Raw genomic sequence first — 22,871 nt, forward strand, 5'->3', positions numbered from 1 at the left:
GCCGGCTGGCTGCGGCACGCGCTCTGCTCGCCGCAGCACATCCGCCGCAGTTCGTCTGCCGCCATCGTGAGTCTCCATGTCCCAATACTTTCGGCTCCATCCCGACAATCCGCAGCCGCGCCTCGTCAAGCAGGCCGCGCAGATCATCAACGACGGCGGCCTGGTCGCCTTGCCGACCGATTCGACCTACGCGCTCGCCTGCCGTCTCGACGACAAGGATGCGGTCGAACGCTTGCGGCGTATTCGCGGACTCGACGAAAAGCAGCTGCTGTCGCTGCTCGTGCGCGATCTGTCGGAGCTCGCCAATTTTGCGATGGTGGACAACTGGCAGTATCGGCTGCTGAAATCGGTGACACCGGGTCCGTACGTGTTCGTGCTGCAGGCCACCAAGGAAGTGCCGCGACGCGTATCGCATCCGTCGCGCAAGACGATCGGTCTGCGCGTGCCGGATCACGCTATCACGCTCGCGATTCTCGAGGAGCTTGGCCAGCCGCTGCTCGGCACGACGCTGATCATGCCCGGCGAAACCGAGCCGCTGAACGACCCCGAGGAAATCCGCGCGCGGCTCGAAAAGCAGCTCGATCTGGTGATCGACGGCGGCGCGTGCGTGTGCGAGCCGTCCACCGTGATCGATCTGACTGGCTCGGAGCCGGTGCTGGTGCGGGCAGGGCGCGGCCCGCTCGAGCCGTTCGGCCTCGAGGAAACGGCGTGAGCGGCCCGAGCGAAAGCGGACAGACACGCGCGAGCGCATTGTTACAATAGCGAGTTATGGATTCTTCCCTGATACAGACAATTGCGGTGTACGCGCTGCCGGTGATCTTCGCGATCACGCTGCACGAGGCCGCGCACGGCTACGTCGCGCGCTGGCTCGGCGACAACACCGCGTACGTGCTCGGCCGCGTGTCGCTTAACCCGATGCGGCATATCGATCCGCTCGGCACGATCGCGATTCCGTTGCTGCTGTACTTCGCGACGAGCGGCGCGTTCATGTTCGGCTATGCGAAGCCGGTGCCGGTCGCGTTCGGCAATCTGCGCAATCCGCGCTGGGGCAGCCTTTGGGTCGCGGCGGCCGGGCCGGTTTGCAATTTTGTCCAGGCGCTGCTGTGGGGTGTGCTTGGCATCGTGCTGGCGGTGCTCAATGTCAACGAACCGTTTTTTACGCGTATGGCGGGCGCGGGCGTCGGCGTCAATCTCGTGCTCGGCGTGCTGAACCTGTTTCCGCTGCCGCCGCTAGATGGCGGACGCGTGGTGATGGCCCTGTTGCCGCCGAAGCAATCGATCGCGTTGTCGCGGCTCGAACCGTACGGCTTTTTCATCGTGATGGCGCTCGTGATGACGGGTACGCTCACGCGTTTCTGGTTGAGGCCACTCGTTACGCTCGGCTATAGCGCGATCACCGCAATTCTGACTCCTCTTGTTTCGCTTTTCTAAATAACCATGTTCCCAGACCGTATCTTCTCCGGCATGCGGCCCACCGGGTCGCTGCACCTCGGCCACTATCACGGCGTGCTGAAAAACTGGGTGCGGCTGCAGTCCGAGTACCCGTGCTTTTTCTGCGTGGTCGACTGGCACGCGCTGACGACTCACTACGAAACGCCCGAAGTGATCGAAAAGAACGTGTGGGACGTGCTGATCGACTGGCTCGCTTCCGGCATCGATCCGGCGCAGGCGACGCTGTTCATCCAGAGCAGGGTGCCCGAGCATGCCGAACTGGCGCTGCTGCTCGGCATGAGCACGCCGCTCGGCTGGCTCGAACGCGTGCCGACCTACAAGGAGCAGATGGAAAAGCTGAAGGACAAGGATTTGTCCACCTACGGCTTCCTCGGCTACCCGGTGTTGATGGCGGCGGACATTCTGCTGTATCGCGGCTCGCTCGTGCCGGTCGGTGAAGACCAGGTGCCACACGTGGAGATGACGCGCGAAATCGCTCGTCGTTTCAACTACCTGTACGGCCGCGAGCCGGGCTTCGAGGAAAAAGCGAACGAAGCCGCGAAGAAGCTCGGCGGCAAGCGCTCGAAGCTGTATCACGAGCTGCGCAATGCGTATCAGCAGGAAGGCAACGACGAAGCGCTCGAACGCGCGCGGGCGATGCTGCAGGAATCGCAAAGCCTGTCGATGAGCGATCGCGAGCGTCTGTTCGGCTATCTCGAAGGTTCGCGCAAGATCATCCTCGTCGAGCCGCAGGCGATGCTGACCGAGGCGTCGCGCATGCCGGGTCTCGACGGCCAGAAGATGTCGAAGTCGTACGGCAACACGATCGGCTTGCGCGAAGACGCGGAAACGATCACGAAGAAGGTCCGCACGATGCCGACTGACCCCGCTCGCGTGCGCCGCACCGATCCGGGCGATCCGGACAAGTGTCCGGTGTGGCAGCTGCATCAGGTCTACACCGACGAAGCGACCCACGAGTGGGTGCAGAAGGGCTGCCGCTCGGCGGGCATCGGTTGCCTCGATTGCAAGCAGCCGGTCGTCGAAGGGATTCTGCGCGAGCAGCAGCCGATGCTGGAGCGTGCGCAGAAGTACATGGACGACCCGTCGCTGTTGCGCGCGATCGTCGCCGATGGCTGCGACAAGGCACGCCGCTTCGCGACCGAGACGATGCGCGACGTCCGCGAGGCGATGGGGCTTTCGTACAACTGATGCGCACTCGAGGCGCCGCCCCGCAGCGATGAGCACGCCGGCTACCCCTGGCTTGCATGGCCTCGGTGAACCGTCGCGCTGGGTGCGTCACTGGGCGCACCTGATCGCGCCGGGCGGGGCGGTGCTCGACGTGGCATCGGGGGGCGGGCGGCACGCGCGCTTTTTTGCGTCGCTCGGCCATCCGGTCACCGCGATCGATCGCGATGCCGCTGCCCTCGACCTGCTGCACGACGCTCCGCTCGTCACCCCTGTCGTGGCCGATCTCGAAGGCGCGCCGTGGCCATTACCGGACGATGCGGTGTTCGCCGCCGTCGTGGTCACCAATTACCTGCACCGACCACTTTTTCCGCAGTTGCTGCGCGCGCTCGCGCCCGGCGGCGTAATGGTTTACGAGACCTTTGCGCAAGGAAACGAAAGCGTTGGCAAACCCTCCAATCCGGCGTTTTTGCTCGCGCCTGGCGAGTTGCTCGAGATCGTGCGGGGCCGATTGCGGGTGATCGCATTTCAGGACGGATTTCTCGCCGAGCCGCGTCCGGCGTACGTTCAGCGCATCTGCGCGGTTCGGGAAGGGGCACGTGCGCATGATCCCGCACGAGCAGCAGTTCCACCTTGTTACGAGTTGGCTGGCTAATCCGCTACAATCGCGGTTTACCTGATCATATTCATGGCGTTTCATGACTAACGGCAACCACAGCGGTCACCAGGACGGCGTTCAGATCCGCGGCAGCATTCCTGCCATCATCACTCCGATGCTCGAAGACGGCAGCCTTGATCTGCCGGCGTTTCGCAAACTGATCGACTGGCACATCGAGGAAGGCACGAATGCGCTCGTCGTGGTCGGCACGAGCGGCGAGTCGGCCACGCTGTCGGTCGAAGAGCACGTGCTGATGGTCAAGACCGCGGTCGACCACACCGCCGGACGCATTCCTGTCATCGCGGGCGCGGGCGCCAACTCCACCGCCGAGGCGATCGAACTCACGCAGCACGCGAAAGACGTCGGCGCGAATGCCACGCTGCAGGTCGTGCCGTACTACAACAAGCCGACTCAGGAAGGCATCTACCGCCATTTCGCCAAGATCGCCGAAAGCGTCGATCTGCCGGTGATCCTGTACAACGTGCCGGGCCGCACCGTCGCCGACATGAGCAACGAGACCATCCTGCGCTGCGCGCAGGTGCCGGGGATCGTCGGCGTGAAGGAGGCCACGGGCAACATCGACCGCGCTGCGCATCTGATCAAATCGGCGCCGGCAAACTTCAGCATCTATAGCGGCGACGATCCCACTGCGATCGCGCTGATGCTGCTCGGCGGTCACGGCAATATTTCGGTCACCGCGAACGTCGCGCCGCGCGCAATGAGCGAGCTGTGCAAGGCCGCGCTCGCCGCGGACGCGAAGACCGCGCGCGAGATTCATCTGAAACTCCTGTCGCTGCACAAGTACCTGTTTGCCGAAGCGAATCCGATTCCGGCGAAGTGGGCGCTGCAGCAACTGGGGCGTGTGCAGGGCGGCATCCGCCTGCCGCTCACGCCGCTCGACGCGCAATACCACGAAGTGGTGCGCGGCGCGCTGCGCGAAGCGGGCCTGCTCGGCTGAACGGCCCGCCCGTCCAGCCGCTCACGCCAGACCGCCACCGGCATTTCATTAACCGACGTCGCTTCAGCCCACGTTCCCGGCAGACCGAACGAGGCATCGCGTTCCAGCATCACGAAGGACCTCATGAAACGTTCCGCACTTTCCCTCCACGCAACCCGCATGGCGGCGCTGGCGCTTGCCCTGTCGACGCTCGCCGGCTGTGACACGCTGAACGACTGGTTCGCTTCCGACCGCGTCAACTACAAGGCGACCTCGAGCGCACCGCCGCTTGCCGTGCCGAGCGACCTGAGCACGTCGCCGAACGACCAGCGCTATGTGGCGCCGCCCGCCAATCTGGCGCTCGGTGGCACGCCGACGCGCGCTGTCACGGCCGCCGGCAACGCGACCGAAGGTCAGCCGACCGCACAGGATCCGCTCGGCATGCATATCGAGCGCGACGGCGACCGTCGCTGGCTGGTGGTAGACGGCCGTTCCCCGGAACAGCTGTGGCCGCAACTGCAGGAGTTCTGGCAGGAGAACGGCTTCGTGCTGAAGACCGACGCGCCGGCCACCGGCATCATGACGACCGATTGGGCGGAGAACCGCGCGAACATTCCGGACGACTGGTTCCGCCGCACGATCGGCAAGGTGATCGACTTCGCCTATTCGTCGGGCACCCGCGACAGTTTCCGTACGCTCGTATCGCGCGGTTCGGACAGCGCGACTGATATCTCGATCACGCATAGCGCGATGGAAGAGGTGATGACCGGGCAGGACAAGACGTCTTCGCGCTGGGAAGAGCGTCCGCGTGACCCGGCGCTCGAGGCGCTGTTCCTCGCCAAGCTGATGCAGAAGTTCGGCCTGACCGAAGCGCAGTCGAAGCAGCTGCTGACCGACGCGCGCCCGGCCAGCGCGCCGACCACCATAGAGCAGAACGCGGGCGCATCGACGCTCGATCTGCAGGAGTCGTTCGACCGCGCCTGGCTGCGTGTGGGCCTCGCGCTCGATCGCACCAACTTCACGGTCGACAACCGCGATCGCGAGAAGGGCATCTACTACGTCCGCTACGCGGATTCGATGCAGGAACTGAAGAAGGAAGGCCTGTTCGGCAAACTCTTCTACAGCGGCAATTCGACGCGCAAGCCGGGCCAGGAATTCCTCGTCAACGTGCGCGCGAAGGGTGACGCGGTGACGCAGGTTGCGGTCGTCGACGCGAACGGACAGATCGATACGTCGTCGGACGCGCAGCGCATCGTGTCGCTGCTGCACGCGCAACTGAATTAGGCGGGTCGTGCGCTTCGCAAGTCTCGGCAGCGGCAGTGAAGGCAACGCGCTGCTGGTGGAAGCGCACAGCGGCGCGAGCACCACGCGCGTGCTGCTCGACTGCGGGTTTTCCGGGCGCGAAGTCGAGCGGCGTCTCACGCGGCTCGGCGCGAGCGCCGAGCAGCTCGATGCGATCCTGATTACGCATGAACATAGCGATCACATCGGCAGCGCATTGACGCTGGCGCGCAAGTGGTCGATTCCGCTGTACATGAGCTGGGGCACCGCGCGCGCGGTGGGCGCCGACGAAGCCGATGTCGACCTGCAGGTGTTGTGGGGCGACGAGGCGGTAGCAATCGGCGAGCTCAGCGTTCTCCCTTATACCGTTCCGCACGACGCTCGCGAACCGTTGCAATACGTGTTCTCGAACGGCGCGCGCCGGCTCGGCGTGCTCACCGACGTTGGCACGTCCACCCCGCATATCAGCGCGGTGCTGAGTGGTTGTGACGCACTCGTGCTCGAATGCAATCACGACGTGCAGATGCTCGCGGGCAGTCGTTATCCGCCGTCGCTGAAGGCGCGTATCGGCGGCAATCACGGGCATCTGAACAACGACGCGGCGGCTGAAATCCTGGCGTCGCTCGACCGCTCCCGTTTGCGGCATCTGGTCGCCGCGCATCTGAGCCAGCAGAACAATCTGCCGGAACTCGCGCAGGCGGCGCTGGCGGGCGTGGTTGGCGCGGCTCCCACCGAGGTGGTGGTTGCGTCGCAGAGCGAAGGTTTCGGGTGGTTGACTCTGTGACTGCGGTGCGAGGCTGGCTTCCGGTTGCGCCGCGCAGCCAGCATGTGTCAGCTGATCAGGTAATGAAAAAAGCCCATAACGAACAATCGTTATGGGCTTTTGCTTTGAGCGTCGAGGCGGCGCAGGGCACGCCTCGCGACCGGCCAAGCTTAATTGCGGTTCCCGCCGAAAATGCCGAGCAGCGCAAGCAGGTTCACGAACACGTTATACAGATCCAGGTAGATCGCTAGCGTCGCGGTGATGTAGTTCGTCTCACCGCCGTTCACGACGCGCTGCACGTCGAACATGATGTAGGCGGAAAAGATCACGATTGCCATGACCGAAACCGTCAGCATCAGTGCCGGCAGTTGCAGGAACACGTTCGCGACCGAAGCGAGCAGGATCACGATCACGCCCATGAAGAGCCATTTGCCCAGGCCCGAGAAGTCGCGTTTGCTGACCGTGGCGATGGTCGCCATGGCCGCGAAGATCACACCAGTGCCACCAAACGCGAGCATGATCAGCGACGGGCCATTCGAGAAGCCGAGCACGAACGCGAGAATGCGCGACAGCATCAGCCCCATGAAGAACGTGAAGCCGAGCAGTACGAATACGCCGACGGCGCTGTCCTTGGTGCGCTGAATCGCGAACATGAAGCCGAACGCGATCGCGAAGAACGCCAGCATGCTCATGGCGGGACTGGTGGCGGCAAACAGCGAGAAGCCGGTGGCAAGACCGACCCACGCGCCGAGCACCGTTGGGATCATCGACAACGCGAGCAGCCAGTAGGTATTCCGTAGCACGCGGTTGCGTGTTTCGACCGTACTGACCGCGCCGTTGCGGCCAAACATATATGGATGTTCGTTCATGGTCTCTCCTTACCTCGGAAGCGTGTTTCGTGATGGTGATACGGAAATTGCGAAGCGCCGGCGGGCGCACCGTTCATCCGTAAGATTAGCGCGGCGGCACGGAGTTTCAATACCCTCCAGTCGCCCCTATGGCCTACGCTACCAGTATTTTGCACCCGTTGCTTCGATCCTTTCGATGCTGTAAGGGTTCAATCGCAATGATACACGAGAACATGCTACAATAGCGGATTCATTTAAATCTGTAACCTCTTAATTTTTTGGAGTTTTTTATGGCGATCGAGCGCACCCTGTCGATTATCAAGCCGGACGCAGTGGCCAAAAACGTGATCGGCCAGATCTATACCCGTTTCGAAAACGCTGGCCTGAAGATCGTGGCATCGCGCATGGTTCATCTGTCGCGCGCTGACGCCGAGAAGTTCTACGCTGTGCACGCAGCACGTCCGTTCTTCAAGGACCTCGTCGAATTCATGATCTCGGGTCCGGTGGTTGTGCAGGCGCTGGAAGGCGAAAACGCGATCCTGAAGCACCGTGACCTGATGGGTGCGACGGACCCGAAGAAGGCAGAAAAGGGCACGATCCGTGCTGACTTCGCTGACAGCATCGACGCCAACGCGGTGCACGGTTCGGACGGGCCGGAAACGGCTGCGGTCGAAATCGCTTTCTTCTTCCCCCAAGTCAACGTCTACTCGCGTTGAGCGCCTCGCGCTGAGGTCGGGCAGTGACCTCAGCCGCGTATCGCAAGCCGTCTTTCGCGTGGCGCGTTTCGTGCGGTCGAATTGTTTTATCGCATGGATCGCGCGCGGTGCACGGCAAAAGTAGTAAGGTAAAAGCAGCAGGAATGGGCGCGAACGGCACGGCGTTCATGCAGCTTGTTGCATGAACGTAGTCTCGCACTGAAATGGCAGGATTCGATATGACGAGCAGTCCCTCCGTCAACCTTCTCGACCTCGACGCCCAAGGGCTCGTCGCTTATTGCGACAGCCTGGGCGAGAAACCGTTTCGCGCCAAGCAATTGCAGCGCTGGATTCACCAATACAACGCTGCCGACTTCGATGGCATGACCGATCTCGCGAAGTCCTTGCGCGAAAAGCTCAAAGGGCGCGCCACGATCACAATGCCTGGCGTCGTCAGCGATCATATTTCGTCGGACGGCACACGCAAGTGGCTGATCGATGTCGGTAATGGCAACGCTGTTGAAACCGTGTACATCCCCGAAGAAACGCGCGGAACGCTATGTGTGTCGTCGCAGGCGGGGTGTGCGGTCAACTGCCGATTCTGCTCGACCGGCAAGCAGGGGTTCTCCCGCAATCTCACGACCGGCGAAATCATCGGCCAGTTGCGCATGGCCGAGTTTGCGCTGCGCGCGTCGCGTGGCGATGCCGGCGGCCGCGCGGTGGGCGGCGACGGCAAGGGCGAGCGCGTCGTCACAAACGTCGTGATGATGGGGATGGGCGAGCCGCTGCTCAATTATGACGCGGTCGTGCCGGCCATGCGTCTGATGCTCGACGACAATGCGTACGGCCTGTCGCGCCGGCGCGTCACGTTGTCCACTTCGGGCGTCGTGCCGATGATGGACCGGCTTGGCGCGGACTTGCCCGTGGCGCTCGCGGTGTCGCTGCATGCGTCGAACGACGCGCTGCGCGACGTGCTGGTGCCGCTCAACAAAAAGTATCCGCTGCGCGAACTGATGGCGGCGTGCGAGCGCTACCTGAAAGTGGCGCCGCGCGATTTCATTACGTTCGAATATTGCATGCTCGATGGCGTGAACGACAGTGAGGCGCACGCCCGCGAGCTGCTCGCCGTCACGCGCAGCGTGCCGTGCAAGTTCAATCTGATTCCGTTCAATCCGTTTCCCGAATCGGGCCTCATCCGCTCGAAGCCGGAACAGATCAAGCGGTTTGCGCAGGTGTTGATCGACGCAGGCGTCGTCACCACCGTGCGCAAAACCCGCGGCGACGATATCGATGCTGCCTGCGGTCAGCTGGCCGGCGCGGTGAAAGACCGCACGCGTCTTGCTGAGCGCACCGGGAAGGCGGCGAAGGTGATCGAGGTTCGCGCCGTGTAATCGCGTGGGGCAGCAGGGCGTCGGCGTTCGGCGGAAAGCACTGCGAACGCAAAAATGCTCTGATGCCACCGGCGGTTGAAAAGAAAGTTTGCAGAATCGATCGGGAGCGGCACACAAAGCCGCACATTTTGTTATAAACGGTCTGCGATTTGGACGTGAGGCTCGAGCCCGTCCAGTTGCACGATTAAAAGAATCGACGCGAAAGGATTTGGGATGAGTGAGCCGCAGCACCCGCAGCCGCACGAGACAGACACGAACGATGGCCATCCGGCACCCGTTGCAAGGGCGGTGGTCCAGCCGGTCGTGCAGCCGGCCCTCGATTCGTTGGCAGCGGTTGGCGCGCGCTTGACCCAGTTGCGCGAGTCGAAAGGCTGGACGATCGAGGACGTGTCGGCGCGGCTGAAGGTGTCGGTCGTCAAGCTGAGCGCGCTCGAATCGGGCGACATTAGCCATCTGCCGGACACGACATTCGCACTCGGCGTCGTGCGCAGCTACGCGAAAATGCTCGGCGCCGATCCGGCGCCTTTCACGGCGGCGCTTCGTCGCGAGAGAGGGGTGCCGGCGCCGAATCTGTCGATGCCCGCGTCATCCGGCAAGGATCTGCCCCGCGGCAAGGTTTCGCTGTCGCTCGGCGATAGCGGACACAAGAGCCGTTCGTGGCTCTGGGGCATTGCGGCGATCGTCGTCGCGGTCATCGCGCTCGGCATGTGGCGCACCAACGGCGGCGATTCCTCCGCGTGGCTCGCGCGGCTGAAGGCAAGCGCAAATAGTTCGACGAGCAGCGACACGGCGGCGTCGGGCCCGGTCGCGCAAGGCCCGGCGACGGCGGAAGGCGCATCGGCGCCGGACGCGGCGGACAACGCGGGGAGCGCGGATAATGCGGCGTCTGCGTCGGCAACGCCGATGCCCGCACCGCTTGCCACCGGCACCGCGCCGGGCTCGGCCCCGGCCGCGAACACAGCGGCAACGCCGGCGCCGACGGCAGCGGCAGCGAAGGCCGGCTCGCAGGCGCAGGCACAGGCCGCCATGGAGAGCCCAAGTGCACCGGTGGTCGTGGCGAACGCATCGGCACCGGCGGTTGCGCCAGCGCCCCGCGAGTCGGTCGTCGCGCTGCGCGTGACGCAGGACAGCTGGTTCAGCGTGCGTGACAAAAACGGCAAGGAACTGTTCTCAGGCCTCGTGCATGCTGGCGATCCGAAGGAAGTGACGGGCGCCGGCCCGTTCAAGGTGACGGTCGGCAACAAGGCGGGTCTCGAGTCGGTGACGCTCGACGGCCAGCCGGTCGATCCGTCGAAATATGCGGCAGCCAAGGGCAATGTGGCGCGGTTTGCGCTGCCTTGACAGATACGGTACGCGCCGCGGCCAACCGGTCCGCGGCGCTTTTTCAATTGAGGCGCTGCGTTTTTGCATAGCGCGTGCGGCGTAAATGGGTTTTTCGATGCAAACCGAAGCTCAATCCCAATCCTGTAGCAAGATCGTTTCAGACGAGCCGGTGTTCGGCGGCCCCGCGATGCGGCGCAAATCGCATGCGGTCAACGTCCGCTGGGGCGGCCAGCTCGTGACCATCGGCGGCGATGCGCCGGTGCGCGTGCAGTCGATGACCAACACCGACACCGCCGACGCCATCGGCACCGCTATCCAGATCAAGGAGCTGGCGCAAGCCGGTTCGGAACTGGTGCGTATCACCGTGAATACGCCGGAAGCGGCGGCGGCCGTGCCGGCTATCCGCGAGCAACTCGACCGCATGGGCGTGACGGTGCCGCTCGTCGGCGACTTCCATTACAACGGCCATCTGCTGCTGCGCGACTATCCGGGCTGTGCGGAATCGCTGTCGAAATACCGGATCAATCCGGGCAACGTCGGGCACGGCGCGAAGCGCGACACGCAATTCGCGCAGATGATCGAGGCGGCGGTCAAATACGACAAACCGGTGCGCATCGGCGTGAACTGGGGCAGCCTCGACCAGGACCTGCTCGCCAAGATGATGGACGAAAACGGCTCGCGCGCTACTCCGTGGGAAGCGCAAAGCGTGATGTACGAAGCGCTGATCCAGTCCGCGATCGGCTCGGCGGAACGCGCGGTCGAACTCGGCCTCGGGCGCGACCAGATCATCCTGTCGTGCAAGGTCAGCGGCGTGCAGGATCTGATCGCGGTGTACCGCGAACTCGCGCGCCGTTGCGATTTCGCGCTGCATCTGGGCCTGACCGAAGCAGGCATGGGCTCGAAGGGCATCGTCGCGTCGACCGCGGCGCTGTCGGTTTTGCTGCAGCAGGGCATCGGCGACACGATCCGTATCTCGCTGACTCCGGAACCGGGCGCGTCGCGCACCGGCGAAGTGATCGTCGGTCAGGAAATCCTGCAGACAATGGGCCTGCGCTCGTTCACGCCGATGGTGATCGCTTGCCCGGGCTGCGGCCGCACCACGAGCACGCTGTTCCAGGAACTGGCGTCGCAGATCCAGACCTATCTGCGTCAGCAAATGCCGGTGTGGCGTGACCAGTATCCCGGCGTCGAGCAGATGCACGTCGCGGTGATGGGCTGCATCGTCAATGGTCCGGGCGAGTCGAAGCAGGCGAATATCGGCATCAGCCTGCCGGGCTCGGGCGAGAACCCGGCCGCGCCGGTGTTCATCGACGGCGAGAAAGTGAAGACGCTGCGCGGCGAAAACATCGCGCAAGAATTCCAGCAAATCGTGAGCGACTACGTCGAGCGCCGCTATGGCCGCGCCGAAGCGCTCAACTAAATACCGGCAATCGAAACACAGATGACTGAACAGAAGAAAAAGCTCGAGAAGCTTTCCGGCGTGAAGGGCATGAACGACATCCTTCCGCAGGAAGCCGGGCTCTGGGAATTTTTCGAAACCACCGTCAAGTCGATGCTGCGTTCGTATGGATATCAGAATATCCGCACGCCGATCGTCGAGCATACGCAGCTGTTCACGCGCGGTATCGGCGAGGTGACCGACATCGTCGAAAAAGAGATGTACAGCTTCACCGACGCATTGAACGGCGAAAACCTGACGATGCGCCCGGAAAACACGGCGGCGGTGGTGCGCGCGTCGATCGAGCACAACATGCTGTACGACGGCCCGAAGCGCCTGTGGTACATCGGGCCGATGTTCCGTCACGAGCGTCCGCAGCGCGGCCGTTATCGCCAGTTCCACCAGGTCGGTGTCGAGGCGCTCGGCTTCGCGGGTCCGGATGCGGACGCGGAAATCATCATGATGTGCCAGCGTCTGTGGGACGACCTCGGCTTGACCGGCATCAAGCTCGAAATCAACTCGCTGGGCCTCGCTGAAGAGCGAGCAGCGCATCGTGTCGAACTGATCGCATACCTCGAGAAGCACATGGACGTGCTCGACGAAGACGCGAAGCGCCGTCTCTATACGAACCCGCTGCGCGTGCTCGATACGAAGAATCCCGCGCTGCAGGAAGTCGCGCAAAGCGCGCCCAAGCTGATCGACTTTCTCGGCGAAGAATCGCGCGCGCACTTCGAAGGTCTGCAGCGTCTTCTGAAGGCGAACAATCTTCCGTTTACGATCAATCCGCGTCTCGTGCGCGGTCTCGATTACTACAATCTGACTGTGTTCGAGTGGGTGACCGACAAGCTCGGCGCGCAAGGCACGGTCGCGGCGGGCGGCCGCTACGATCCTCTGATCGAGCAGCTCGGTGGCAAGCCGACCGCTGCGTGCGGCTGGGCGATGGGCATCGAGCGGATTCTCGAGTTGCTGAAGGAAGAGCAGCTCGTGCCGGAAGACGAAGGTTGCGACGTGTACGTGGTCCATCAGGGCGACGCCGCGCGCGAGCAGGCTTTCATCATCGCCGAGCGTCTGCGCGATACCGGTCTCGACGTGATCCTGCATTGCAGCGCGGACGGTCAGTCGGCAAGCTTCAAGTCGCAGATGAAGCGCGCCGATGCGAGCGGCGCCGCGTTTGCGGTCGTGCTCGGCGAGGACGAGATCGCCAATGGCACGGTCGGCGTGAAACCGCTGCGCGATACCCAGGCCCATGGCGGTAAGAACGAGCAACAGAACGTGCCCGCCGAAGACTTGACCGAATATCTAATCAATGCGATGGTTGCATCCGCCGAAGACGGCGACGACTGATCGCGATGTCGTCGAGCCGGCTGGCTCGACACGCACACATAGCAAGAATGAGGAAATCGCCGGGCAATGAGTTACCACGACGAACAAGAATCGATTGAAAGTCTGAAGGCATGGTGGCAGCAGTGGGGCAATGCGACCACGTGGATCGTGCTGGTGGTGTTGTTGGCAGGCGCGAGCTGGAATGGCTGGAATTTCTGGCAGCGTCGCCAGGCCGCGGAAGCCGCGGTGCTGTATGACCAGGTTCAACAGGCCACGGCATCGGGCGACAAGGCGCAGATCGCGCGCGTCGCCGCCGACATGGAAGACAAGTTCGGCCGCACCGCCTACGCTCAGATGACCGCGCTCGGCGCCGCCAAGGCGCTCTACACCGCTGGCGACGAAGCCGGCGCGAAGGCGCAGCTGCAATGGGCGATCGATCACGCGAAAGACGACGAGTTCAAGCAGATCGCGAAGCTGCGCATGGCATCGCTGCTGCTCGACGACAAGGCGTACGACCAGGGGCTCGCGCTTCTGGCGGAGCCGCAATCCGATGCCTTCAAGGGCGTCGTGGCGGACCGCCGCGGCGACCTGCTCGCCGCCCAAGGCAAGCGCGACGACGCGCGCGCGGCCTACAAGCTCGCGCTCGACTCGCTGTCGAAGAGCGACAGTTCGGCGCGCCAGCTGATCCAGTTCAAGCTGGATGCGCTTGGCGGCTGAGCGTCCCGCGCGGCGCGCCGCGAGCCACGACCGCAAGACGGTCTCCTTTAATCCATTTCCTGAATGCTTCGTCCACCGATGAATCTGCTGAAACGTTACGCCGTGCCCGTTATCTGTGCGATGACCGTTCTCACGCTGGCGGCTTGCTCGTCCACGAAAGACGAGCGCCGTGTGCCGACACCGCTCACCGAGTTCAAACCCGTTCTCGACGTGCAGCAGTCCTGGTCGGCGAGCGTCGGCAAGGCGGGCCGCTACATGTTCTCGCCGGTTGCCGTCGGCAATGCCGTGTACGCTGCCGGCACGAACGGCACGGTCGCCAAGATCGACGCGCAAACGGGCAAGGACGTGTGGCGCGTCAAGCTGCATGACGATCTGTCGGCGGGCGTCGGCAGCGATGGCACGCTCACCGCGGTCGGCGGCCTGAAGGGTGACGTATACGTGCTCGGCGCGGACGGCAAGGAGCTGTGGACCGCGAAGGCGCCGGGCGAGATCATTTCGCCGCCGCTCGTCGGCAACGGCCTCGTGGTCGTGCGCACGATCGACGGCCAGATCGTCGCGTTCAACGCGCAAACCGGCGAGCAGAAGTGGAACTTCCGCAACCGCGCGGTGCCGTTGAACCTGCGCGTGTCATCGGGCATGACGTTCGCGGGCGACGCGGCCGTGCTGGCCGGCTTCCCGGGCGGTTCGTTCGCCGCTATCAATCTGCAGACGGGCGACGCCTACTGGCAGACGCCGGTGTCGTATCCGAAGGGCGTGACCGAGGTCGAGCGTATCAACGACGTGACCGGCCCCCCCACGCTGGTGGGTTCGGAGACCTGCGCGGTGACGTTCCAGGGCCAGATTGGCTGTTTCGACGCGAACTCGGGCCGCGCGCTGTGGGGCAAGCCGTTCTCGAGCACGAGCGGCCTCGCGCAGGATGAGCGCAGCGTGGTCGCCGCCGACGACTGGTCGGTCGTGTCCGCGTTCGACGTGAACAACGGTTCGGTGCTGTGGAAGAACGAGGCGCTGAAGAACCGCGAACTGAGCGTGCCGATGCTGCTCGGCCGCGCGGCCGTGTTCGGTGACTACAAGGGCTTCGTGCATTTCCTGTCGACCGCCGACGGCACGCTCGTCGCGCGGGTCAAGACCGACGGCAGCGCGATTACCGCCGCACCGGTGCTGGCCGGCGACACGCTGGTCATCCAGACGCGCGATGGCGGCCTGTTCGGCTATCGTCCGCGCTGATCGCTATAGATGGTGTCAGGCGCGCAGGCCGGCTTTGCCGGCCGCGCGCTTTTTAATTGAAGTCTGCGTGGGCCTTGGCGCACGGCTCCTGCCTCGGGTTGCCACTCCGTCCGTGGCGTGATCGGGCAGGCTCAATAGAAAAATCGCCGGACGGGCTGGTCCGGCAAGTCGGATCGAAGCTGCGCCCGCCGGCATCGAAGGCGGTGCGTGCGCTTGGTCGGCGGCTTCGCGAACCCCGGAAGCACTCGCGCACGAGCGTCGGCCGCCGAGCAGCCCGGTCTGAAGCAGGCGACCCCCGGTGGCGTCTGCGCAGCCACTCCCGTCCGCCTGGATGCGCGTGTCGATCGCGCCTCCGGAGCAGGCTGAATTCGTGATAATTTCGTCAAAACGCCGCCGCGTGGCGGCTGCCTGGCGTCGCTAAGCGCGCGATCGATTGCGATCCCGCGTTTCACCGTGAACAACATCAGATGAAACCCGTAATTGCCCTCGTTGGGCGCCCCAATGTGGGGAAATCCACGCTGTTCAACCGCCTTACGCGTTCGCGTGATGCGCTGGTTGCCGACCTGCCCGGTCTCACGCGCGATCGCCACTACGGCGAAGGACGGACCGGCGAGCGGCCTTATCTGGTCGTCGATACCGGCGGCTTCGAGCCTGTCGCGAAGGACGGCATCCTGCACGAGATGGCGCGCCAGACCCGCCAGGCGGTCGAGGAGTCGGACGTCGTCGTGTTCATCGTCGATGGCCGCAACGGGCTCGCCCCGCAGGACAAGTCGATTGCCGACTATCTGCGCAAGGTCGGCCGGCCCATCTTCCTCGTCGTCAACAAGGCCGAGGGGATGAAGTACACCAACGTCGCAGCCGACTTCTACGAACTCGGCCTCGGCGACCCGCGCGCGATCTCGGCCGCGCACGGCGACGGCGTCACCGACATGATCAACGAGGCGCTCGAAGTCGCGTATGCCGGTCAGCCGGAAGAGAGCGAGGAAGACAAGGAAGCGCGCGGCGTGAAGATCGCGATCGTCGGGCGGCCGAACGTCGGCAAGTCGACGCTGATCAATGCGCTGGTCGGCGAAGAGCGCGTAATCGCGTTCGACATGCCCGGAACTACGCGCGACTCGATCTATGTCGATTTCGAACGTAACGGCAAGCCGTATACGCTGATCGACACGGCCGGCCTACGCCGCCGCGGCAAGGTGTTCGAGGCGATCGAAAAGTTCTCGGTCGTGAAGACGCTGCAGTCGATTTCCGATGCGAACGTCGTGATTCTGCTGCTCGACGCGCGTCAGGACATCTCGGATCAGGATGCGCACATCGCTGGCTTCGTCGTCGAGCAGGGCCGCGCTCTGGTGGTTGGCGTGAACAAATGGGACGGTCTCGATCCGCATGTGCGCGAGCGCACCAAAGCCGACCTCGAACGCAAACTAAAATTCCTGGACTTCGCCAAATTCCATTTTATTTCCGCCGCAGAAAAAACCGGGATTGGGCCGCTGATGCGTTCGGTCGACGACGCGTACACGGCCGCGATGTCGAAGCTGCCGACGCCGAAACTGACGCGCGCGCTGATCGAGGCGGTCGAGTTCCAGCAGCCGCGCCGCCGCGGTCCGGTGCGTCCGAAGCTGCGTTATGCACACCAGGGCGGGCAGAATCCGCCGATTATCGTGATTCACGGCAATGCGCTCGACGCGATCACCGACACGTATAAGCGGTACCTCGAAAACCGCTTCCGGGAAACTTTCAAGCTGACGGGGACTCCATTGCGAATAGAGTTCAGATCGTCGACGAACCCTTACGCGGACAAAGGCTGAAGCAGGCTGAAGCTGGTCTTAAACCTGGGCTGAAACCCGCATGTATGCTGGGTTTGGCCGGTGGTCCCGGGCCCGCGCGTCGAAATGAAAATCAGCTATAGTGTAGCGGTTGGCGGCGGATCTCTTTTTCTTCGCCGTCAATTCAGTCAACCTGCAAAAAAATACGGAGTTTGCTATGAGCAACAAAGGGCAATTGTTACAAGACCCGTTTTTGAACGCACTGCGTAAAGAGCATGTGCCGGTGTCGATCTACCTGGTCAACGGCATCAAGCTTCAAGGGAACATCGAATCGTTCGACCAGTACGTCGTGTTGCTCCGGAATACGGTCACCCAGATGGTCTACAAGCACGCGATTTCGACGGTCGTGCCGGCCCGTCCGGTGAATTTCCACCCGGATTCCGAACAGTCCTAACCCTCGCCGCGGCCGGCACAGCGTCGCCCGTTGGCGATTCGCTCCCGGTCGCGTCATTTTGATACCCTCCAATTTGATCAATGCAGCGCTCGTTGGCATCGACTTCGGCAAGATCGATTTCGAAGCCAGTCTCGAAGAACTCAGCCTGCTCGCGCAAAGCGCGGGCGCGAACCCCGTAGTCACCCTCACCGGACGCCGTTCCAGTCCCGACGCGAAGATGTTCGTCGGGAGCGGCAAGGTTGAAGAATTGCGCCTTGCCTGTGAAGCGAACGACATCGAACTCGTGATCTTCAACCATGCTCTGGCGCCTGCGCAGCAGCGCAATCTGGAGCGGGCGCTTAATCGGCGCGTGGTCGATCGCACCAGTCTGATCCTCGACATTTTTGCGCAGCGCGCACGCAGCCACGAAGGCAAACTGCAGGTCGAGCTCGCGCAGCTGCAATATCTGTCGACCCGGCTGATTCGCGCGTGGACCCACCTCGAACGTCAGAAGGGCGGTATCGGTTTGCGCGGTCCGGGTGAAACGCAGCTCGAAACCGACCGCCGGCTGATCGGCGAGCGCATCAAGGCACTGAAGATCCGCCTCGAAAAGCTACGCCGCCAGCACGGCACGCAGCGTCGCGCGCGTAATCGCAACCAGACGATGTCGGTGTCGCTCGTCGGCTATACGAACGCTGGGAAATCGACGCTCTTCAACGCTCTTACCAAGGCGCAGGCGTATGCCGCCGACCAGTTGTTCGCGACGCTCGATACCACCTCGCGGCGCGTGTATCTCGGCGACGAAGCGGGGCAGGTAGTGGTGTCCGATACCGTCGGTTTCATCCGCGAACTGCCGCATCAGCTCGTCGCGGCGTTTCGCGCGACGCTCGAGGAAACCATTCACGCGGACCTGTTGCTGCATGTCGTCGATGCATCCAGTGCAGTGCGGCTCGATCAGATCGATCAGGTGAACGAGGTGTTGCACGCGATCGGCGCGGACACGATCCGCCAGGTGCTCGTGTTCAACAAAATAGATGCGGTGCCAGAGCTGGCAGCCCGTGGGGACGCGGTCGAGCGGGACGAGTATGGTAATATTTCGCGCGTCTTTTTGAGCGCGCGCACCGGGCAGGGGCTGGATGCGTTGCGCGCTGCCATCGCCGAAATCGCTACAGCCGAACCGCTTGCCGAGATGCCGCTCGATGCGTCGCAAGATGACCGCTCGGCGCAACTGCGCGAAGACCACAAGATTCCAGAACTCGGGCACTGACCCGTTCCAATTGCACTGACCCGCTGTCTACTCTGGTGAACGAACACAGGTGAACGATTACAACGAGCGGAGTGTCTGGCTGCGTATGCGCGCCTTGCTTTCACTGAACGATCCGCGTTGGGGCCGGGGCGACGGCAACGGCGACCGGCAACGGCCGAACGATCCGAAGCGACCGGGGCGCGACGGTGAAGGTCCGCCCGATCTCGACGAAATGTGGCGCGATTTCAATCGCCGTCTGTCCCGGATTTTCGGGCGCAAGGGCGGCGGTGTCGGCGGCGGTGGGCGTCCGGACAACGGCCGCGGCGCGCGCCTCGGCGTCGGCATCGTGATCGGCGTGCTGATCGCAATCTATCTCGGCAGCGGCGTGTTCGTCGTACAGGATGGACAGGCGGCCGTCGTGCTGCAGTTCGGCAAGTATCGCTATACCGCGGCGCAGGGCGTGCACTGGCGTCTGCCGTATCCGTTCGAGTCCCACGAGTTCGTCAACGTCGGCCAGATCCGCCAGGTCGAGATCGGCCGTAGCAACGTGGTGCGTCTCGCCAACGTGAAGGATTCATCGATGCTCACGCACGACGGCGACATCGTCGACGTGCGCTTCGCCGTACAGTACCAGGTGCGTAAGCCCAACGACTTTCTATTTCGCAGCGTCGATCCCGATCAGAGTGTGATGCATGCCGCGCAGGCGGCGGTGCGCGGCATCGTCGGAGCGCACAGCACCAGCGATATTCTCGATCAGGATCACGAAACACTGCGCCAGCAGCTGATCGCGTCGATCCAGCAATCGCTCGATCAGTATCAGTCCGGTCTCGGAGTCACGGGTGTGACGATTCAGAGCGTGCAGGTGCCCGAGCAGGTGCAACCCGCGTTCGCCGACGCTGCGAAGGTGCACGACGAAAACGAACGCGCCAAACGCGATGCGCAGGCTTATGCCGCCGAGCTCGTGCCGCGCGCCCAAGCCGACGTCGATCGTCAGGTCCAGGAAGCCAAGACCTACAGCCAGAACACGGTCGCGCAGGCGCAGGCCGAGGCCGAGCGCTTCAAGCAGGTCTACGCGCAATACGCGAAGGCGCCGGCCCTCGTGCGCTTCCGCCTGTACATGGAAACCATGCAGCAGATTTACGCGAACGCGATCAAGGTGTTCGTCGACGCAAAGAACGGCAACAACGTGCTGTATCTGCCGCTCGACAGGCTCGTCGAGCAGAACCGCGAGCGTCAGGCCGCGGCCGCGGGCGCCGCCGCTTCGGGTCCGGCTGTCGCGGGCGCGCCGCAAGCGGCGAGCGCGGCTGCGCCGTCGGCTGCGTCGGCCGCTGAGACCGGTGCCGCGGCGGGCTCCGCCGCCGAGGGCGCATCCGGCCCCGCCGCTTCCGCGCCTGCGCCGGCGAGCCGGCCGAGCGCCGCGTCGCTGCGTTCGCGCGAAGCGTTCCGCAATCGCATGCGCGAAGAAGACGTTCAATAAGGAGCGCACGAGAATATGAACCGAATCATTGCGCTCGTCGTCGCCGTCGTCATCGTGCTGTTCGCGGCATCGTCGATGGTGTTCGTCGTCGATCAACGGCATATGGCCGTGCTGTCTGCGCGCGGCGACGCCGTGCCCACGCTGCTCGGCCCAGGGCTGCATGTGAAGCTGCCGCCGCCGTTGCAAACGGTGACTTTCGTCGACAATCGTATCCAGTCGCTCGACGCACCCGACGAAGATCATTACGTCACGTCCGACAAAACCGATCTGCTGGTCAACCCGGTCGTCAAGTTCCGTGTGACCGATCCGCTGAAGCTGATCGCCGAAACGAAAGGCGATCCGCAGAGCCTGCCCGACCGGCTCGCGCTGCTGTCGCGCGGCGCGCTCGGCGACGCGTTCGGCAAGTTCACACTATCCGACGCGCTCGCGAAACAGCAGGCGGTCGCCGAAGAGGCGCGCGGTGCGATGGACAAGAGCGCGGCATCGCTCGGCGTGTCGGTCGTGGATGTGCAGCTCACGCGTGTCGATTTCCCGGCGGCGGTGGCCGACTCGGTGTTCAAGCGCATGATCGCCGCGCGCCAGCAGATCGCAGCGGACGAGCGCGCGAAGGGCGCCGCAGAAGCGAACCAGATCCGCGCTGACGCGCTCGCGAAGCAGCAGGCGGTGCTCGCCGACGGCCTCGCGCAGGCGCAGGGCATTCGCGGCGAAGGCGATGCGAAGGCCGCGGAGATCGCCGCCGAAGCGTTCGGCAAGGACCCGCAGTTCTATCAGTTTTATCAAAGCATGCAGGCGTACCGGAAGACCTTCAAACCGGGCGATCTGATCGTGGTCGACTCCAGTAGCGAGTTCTTCCGCTTCATGCGTAGCCCGACCGGCGGCGTCGCCCCGGACGCTTCCGCGCCTGCTGCGCACAAACGCTGATTACCGAAGGCCGCGGCATCCGCATCGCGGCCGCTTCACTCGCATGGACATAGCTGGCTCGTTATTGCTCGCGATCGCGCTGATGCTGATTATCGAGGGGATGTTTCCGTTCGTTTTTCCGAGCGCCTGGCGCGACACGTTTCGTAAAATTGCGGAACGACCGGCGCATCAGATTCGGGTCGGTGGGCTCATCGTGATGTTGCTCGGGCTGGTTCTGCTGTTCATCGCGACCTGAAGCCGGCTTGCTTGTCTGACGAACGCTGCGTGCTGCCGCGTGTTTCGTCCGCCCGAGCGAAACGCACACTGTTGCGGTCAGGCCGCAGCGCGTCGCGCGCGAGCCGCAAAACGCCGCCCGAGCGTCGGTGTCAGCCGCCAGAATCAAGCCGCTATACGCCATTCACACTCATCATCGGCGCTACAAGACGCCGTGTTCAACGCCGTAGGACTGTATCGATGTCGACCTGGTTGCTTCCTGAGAATATCGCCGACGTGCTGCCGTCGGAGGCCCGCAAGATCGAAGAATTGCGGCGTCATTTGCTGGACCGTTTCCGCTCGTACGGCTACGAGATGGTGATGCCGCCGCTGCTCGAATACCTCGAGTCGTTGCTGACGGGCGGTGGGCAGGACCTGAATCTGCGCACCTTCAAGCTCGTCGATCAACTGTCGGGCCGCACGCTCGGTCTGCGCGCCGACATCACGCCACAGGTCGCGCGAATCGACGCGCATCTGCTGAACCGCCAGGGTGTCACGCGTCTTTGCTACGCGGGCAATGTCGCGCATACGCGGCCGCGCGGCCTGCATGCGACGCGTGAGCAGATCCAGATCGGTGCGGAAATCTACGGCCACGCGGGCCTCGAAGCGGACCTCGAAATCCAGCAGCTGATGCTCGACGCACTGCGTCTCGCCGGCCTCGCGAAGGTGCGTCTGGACCTGTGTCACGCGGGCGTGCTGGCGGCGCTGATCGAAGCCGAGCCGGCCGCCGAGGAACTCGGCCAGGCGCTCTACGACGCACTGGCCGGCAAGGACGTGCCGCGCCTCGTCGAGATGACCGCGCAATTCTCGCCGGTGATTCGCGATGCGCTGCGCGCGCTGCCCACTTTGTACGGCGACGCTTCGGTGCTCGAAGAGGCCCGCGCGCGTCTGCCGAATTCGCCGGCGATCGCCCGCGCGCTCGACGACCTCGCGTTCCTCGCGAGCCAGGTCGACGGCGCCGAAGTGATGATCGACCTCGCCGATCTGCGCGGCTACGCGTACCACAGTGGCGTGATGTTCTCCGCTTACGTGGACGGCGTGCCGAACGCGGTGGCGCGCGGCGGCCGTTACGACCACGTCGGCCAGGCCTATGGCCGCGCCCGCGCGGCAACCGGCTTTTCGCTGGATCTGCGTGAAGTCGCGCGAATCTCGCCGATCGAAGCGCGCAGCAGCGCGATCCTCGCGCCGTGGCGGCACGACGAGGCGTTGCGCGTGGCGGTCGCGGCATTGCGCGATGGTGGCGAAGTGGTGATCCAGGCGCTGCCTGGCCACAAGCACGATCTCGATGAATTCGCGTTCGACCGCGTGCTGGTCGAGCGCAATGGCGCATGGGTGGTCGAACCGCGCGCTTGAGCCGCGCGTTCCGATCGACTCCGCCGGGAACAGGTTTCCGGCGCTCGCTAGAGGGCGGTGCAACCATCGCCCGAACCGGGCGCGGTCGAGCGACTTTTCGCGGCCGCGCATCCCTCGCAATACTCAACATAACGTGCATACCGTTGAGCGGAAACGGAAAAATTCCGGAAGCATCCGCGAACCTAGGTAAAATACGTTTTTAACCAGCTTAC

22 protein-coding genes are annotated in these 22,871 nt (G+C 63.8%); 21 read left to right on the top strand and 1 reads right to left on the bottom strand.

Going from position 1 to position 22,871, the window contains the following annotated elements; translation table 11 throughout:
- The first annotated feature begins 76 nt into the window (after positions 1-76).
- The 7 genes from AB4Y34_RS11435 (at position 77) to AB4Y34_RS11465 (ending at position 6,276) form a co-directional block, all read left to right on the top strand.
- Positions 77-712, top strand: a complete 636-nt coding sequence (locus AB4Y34_RS11435; RefSeq protein ID WP_368586061.1) for an L-threonylcarbamoyladenylate synthase — start codon at positions 77-79, stop codon at positions 710-712.
- Between the two features lie 56 nt (positions 713-768).
- Positions 769-1,431: a site-2 protease family protein gene (locus AB4Y34_RS11440; RefSeq protein ID WP_176108214.1), complete on the top strand. Its 663-nt coding sequence runs from the start codon at positions 769-771 to the stop codon at positions 1,429-1,431.
- A gap of 6 nt (positions 1,432-1,437) precedes the next feature.
- On the top strand, positions 1,438-2,640 hold the full coding sequence (locus AB4Y34_RS11445; RefSeq protein ID WP_176108215.1) for a tryptophan--tRNA ligase: 1,203 nt from the start codon (positions 1,438-1,440) through the stop codon (positions 2,638-2,640).
- A 28-nt stretch (positions 2,641-2,668) separates the two neighbouring features.
- Positions 2,669-3,271, top strand: coding sequence for a class I SAM-dependent methyltransferase (locus AB4Y34_RS11450; protein ID WP_368716079.1), 603 nt, complete (start codon positions 2,669-2,671; stop codon positions 3,269-3,271).
- 43 nt (positions 3,272-3,314) lie between these two features.
- Entirely contained in the window at positions 3,315-4,232 is a 918-nt protein-coding gene (gene dapA / locus AB4Y34_RS11455) for a 4-hydroxy-tetrahydrodipicolinate synthase (RefSeq protein WP_176379951.1), read from the top strand.
- Between the two features lie 123 nt (positions 4,233-4,355).
- Entirely contained in the window at positions 4,356-5,495 is a 1,140-nt protein-coding gene (bamC, locus tag AB4Y34_RS11460; RefSeq protein ID WP_176125664.1) for an outer membrane protein assembly factor BamC, read from the top strand.
- Between the two features lie 7 nt (positions 5,496-5,502).
- Positions 5,503-6,276 carry an MBL fold metallo-hydrolase gene (locus tag AB4Y34_RS11465; RefSeq protein WP_368716080.1) on the top strand — a complete coding sequence of 258 codons (774 nt, stop codon included), beginning with the start codon at positions 5,503-5,505 and terminating at the stop codon, positions 6,274-6,276.
- 149 nt (positions 6,277-6,425) lie between these two features.
- Here the strand turns inward: AB4Y34_RS11465 and AB4Y34_RS11470 are convergent, their stop codons facing one another.
- A complete protein-coding gene (locus tag AB4Y34_RS11470; RefSeq protein WP_018417558.1) occupies positions 6,426-7,124 on the bottom strand; it encodes a Bax inhibitor-1/YccA family protein in 699 nt (232 codons plus the stop codon).
- A 269-nt stretch (positions 7,125-7,393) separates the two neighbouring features.
- Here AB4Y34_RS11470 and ndk point away from each other — a divergent pair, with 269 nt between their 5' ends.
- The 14 genes from ndk to AB4Y34_RS11540 all read left to right on the top strand — a co-directional run bounded on the left by ndk (position 7,394) and on the right by AB4Y34_RS11540 (position 22,659).
- Complete coding sequence (gene ndk, locus AB4Y34_RS11475; protein WP_008923116.1) at positions 7,394-7,819, top strand: nucleoside-diphosphate kinase; 426 nt, start codon at positions 7,394-7,396, stop codon at positions 7,817-7,819.
- A gap of 218 nt (positions 7,820-8,037) precedes the next feature.
- Positions 8,038-9,189 carry a 23S rRNA (adenine(2503)-C(2))-methyltransferase RlmN gene (gene rlmN / locus AB4Y34_RS11480; protein WP_368716081.1) on the top strand — a complete coding sequence of 384 codons (1,152 nt, stop codon included), beginning with the start codon at positions 8,038-8,040 and terminating at the stop codon, positions 9,187-9,189.
- Between the two features lie 213 nt (positions 9,190-9,402).
- The gene (locus tag AB4Y34_RS11485; protein WP_368716082.1) at positions 9,403-10,530 is read left to right on the top strand and encodes a helix-turn-helix domain-containing protein; all 1,128 of its coding nucleotides are present in this window, start codon (positions 9,403-9,405) and stop codon (positions 10,528-10,530) included.
- A gap of 85 nt (positions 10,531-10,615) precedes the next feature.
- Positions 10,616-11,932: a flavodoxin-dependent (E)-4-hydroxy-3-methylbut-2-enyl-diphosphate synthase gene (gene ispG, locus AB4Y34_RS11490; RefSeq protein ID WP_368716083.1), complete on the top strand. Its 1,317-nt coding sequence runs from the start codon at positions 10,616-10,618 to the stop codon at positions 11,930-11,932.
- A 21-nt stretch (positions 11,933-11,953) separates the two neighbouring features.
- Positions 11,954-13,294, top strand: a complete 1,341-nt coding sequence (gene hisS, locus AB4Y34_RS11495; protein ID WP_368716084.1) for a histidine--tRNA ligase — start codon at positions 11,954-11,956, stop codon at positions 13,292-13,294.
- Between the two features lie 66 nt (positions 13,295-13,360).
- Entirely contained in the window at positions 13,361-13,990 is a 630-nt protein-coding gene (locus AB4Y34_RS11500) for a tetratricopeptide repeat protein (RefSeq protein WP_176379946.1), read from the top strand.
- 78 nt (positions 13,991-14,068) lie between these two features.
- Positions 14,069-15,214 (top strand): outer membrane protein assembly factor BamB, encoded by a 1,146-nt coding sequence (gene bamB, locus AB4Y34_RS11505; protein ID WP_176108225.1) that lies wholly within the window; start codon positions 14,069-14,071, stop codon positions 15,212-15,214.
- A 467-nt stretch (positions 15,215-15,681) separates the two neighbouring features.
- Positions 15,682-17,019, top strand: coding sequence for a ribosome biogenesis GTPase Der (gene der, locus AB4Y34_RS11510; RefSeq protein ID WP_013089777.1), 1,338 nt, complete (start codon positions 15,682-15,684; stop codon positions 17,017-17,019).
- A gap of 175 nt (positions 17,020-17,194) precedes the next feature.
- On the top strand, positions 17,195-17,431 hold the full coding sequence (gene hfq, locus AB4Y34_RS11515; protein ID WP_006051315.1) for an RNA chaperone Hfq: 237 nt from the start codon (positions 17,195-17,197) through the stop codon (positions 17,429-17,431).
- A 58-nt stretch (positions 17,432-17,489) separates the two neighbouring features.
- Positions 17,490-18,677 (top strand): GTPase HflX, encoded by a 1,188-nt coding sequence (gene hflX / locus AB4Y34_RS11520; RefSeq protein WP_368716085.1) that lies wholly within the window; start codon positions 17,490-17,492, stop codon positions 18,675-18,677.
- 49 nt (positions 18,678-18,726) lie between these two features.
- Complete coding sequence (gene hflK / locus AB4Y34_RS11525) at positions 18,727-20,133, top strand: FtsH protease activity modulator HflK (protein ID WP_368716086.1); 1,407 nt, start codon at positions 18,727-18,729, stop codon at positions 20,131-20,133.
- Positions 20,134-20,148: 15 nt separating this feature from the next.
- Positions 20,149-21,054: a protease modulator HflC gene (gene hflC, locus AB4Y34_RS11530; protein WP_176379943.1), complete on the top strand. Its 906-nt coding sequence runs from the start codon at positions 20,149-20,151 to the stop codon at positions 21,052-21,054.
- Between the two features lie 43 nt (positions 21,055-21,097).
- Positions 21,098-21,289, top strand: a complete 192-nt coding sequence (locus tag AB4Y34_RS11535) for a DUF2065 domain-containing protein (RefSeq protein WP_176108229.1) — start codon at positions 21,098-21,100, stop codon at positions 21,287-21,289.
- Positions 21,290-21,507: 218 nt separating this feature from the next.
- Entirely contained in the window at positions 21,508-22,659 is a 1,152-nt protein-coding gene (locus AB4Y34_RS11540; protein WP_176108230.1) for an ATP phosphoribosyltransferase regulatory subunit, read from the top strand.
- The last annotated feature ends 212 nt before the right edge of the window (positions 22,660-22,871 follow it).

This window comes from Paraburkholderia sp. BR10954 (assembly GCF_040965775.1).
GTDB classification, from domain to species: domain Bacteria; phylum Pseudomonadota; class Gammaproteobacteria; order Burkholderiales; family Burkholderiaceae; genus Paraburkholderia; species Paraburkholderia youngii.

Excerpts from the sequence above, each read along its gene's own strand:
- AB4Y34_RS11435 (WP_368586061.1), top strand. The coding sequence starts at position 77 with ATGTCCCAATACTTTCGGCTCCATCCCGACAATCCGCAGCCGCGCCTC.
- AB4Y34_RS11440 (WP_176108214.1), top strand. The coding sequence starts at position 769 with ATGGATTCTTCCCTGATACAGACAATTGCGGTGTACGCGCTGCCGGTG.
- AB4Y34_RS11445 (WP_176108215.1), top strand. The coding sequence starts at position 1,438 with ATGTTCCCAGACCGTATCTTCTCCGGCATGCGGCCCACCGGGTCGCTG.
- AB4Y34_RS11450 (WP_368716079.1), top strand. The coding sequence starts at position 2,669 with ATGAGCACGCCGGCTACCCCTGGCTTGCATGGCCTCGGTGAACCGTCG.
- dapA (WP_176379951.1), top strand. The coding sequence starts at position 3,315 with ATGACTAACGGCAACCACAGCGGTCACCAGGACGGCGTTCAGATCCGC.
- bamC (WP_176125664.1), top strand. The coding sequence starts at position 4,356 with ATGAAACGTTCCGCACTTTCCCTCCACGCAACCCGCATGGCGGCGCTG.
- AB4Y34_RS11470 (WP_018417558.1), bottom strand. The coding sequence starts at position 7,124 with ATGAACGAACATCCATATATGTTTGGCCGCAACGGCGCGGTCAGTACG.
- ndk (WP_008923116.1), top strand. The coding sequence starts at position 7,394 with ATGGCGATCGAGCGCACCCTGTCGATTATCAAGCCGGACGCAGTGGCC.
- rlmN (WP_368716081.1), top strand. The coding sequence starts at position 8,038 with ATGACGAGCAGTCCCTCCGTCAACCTTCTCGACCTCGACGCCCAAGGG.
- AB4Y34_RS11485 (WP_368716082.1), top strand. The coding sequence starts at position 9,403 with ATGAGTGAGCCGCAGCACCCGCAGCCGCACGAGACAGACACGAACGAT.
- ispG (WP_368716083.1), top strand. The coding sequence starts at position 10,616 with ATGGGTTTTTCGATGCAAACCGAAGCTCAATCCCAATCCTGTAGCAAG.
- hisS (WP_368716084.1), top strand. The coding sequence starts at position 11,954 with ATGACTGAACAGAAGAAAAAGCTCGAGAAGCTTTCCGGCGTGAAGGGC.
- AB4Y34_RS11500 (WP_176379946.1), top strand. The coding sequence starts at position 13,361 with ATGAGTTACCACGACGAACAAGAATCGATTGAAAGTCTGAAGGCATGG.
- bamB (WP_176108225.1), top strand. The coding sequence starts at position 14,069 with ATGAATCTGCTGAAACGTTACGCCGTGCCCGTTATCTGTGCGATGACC.
- der (WP_013089777.1), top strand. The coding sequence starts at position 15,682 with ATGAAACCCGTAATTGCCCTCGTTGGGCGCCCCAATGTGGGGAAATCC.
- hfq (WP_006051315.1), top strand. The coding sequence starts at position 17,195 with ATGAGCAACAAAGGGCAATTGTTACAAGACCCGTTTTTGAACGCACTG.
- hflC (WP_176379943.1), top strand. The coding sequence starts at position 20,149 with ATGAACCGAATCATTGCGCTCGTCGTCGCCGTCGTCATCGTGCTGTTC.
- AB4Y34_RS11535 (WP_176108229.1), top strand. The coding sequence starts at position 21,098 with ATGGACATAGCTGGCTCGTTATTGCTCGCGATCGCGCTGATGCTGATT.
- AB4Y34_RS11540 (WP_176108230.1), top strand. The coding sequence starts at position 21,508 with ATGTCGACCTGGTTGCTTCCTGAGAATATCGCCGACGTGCTGCCGTCG.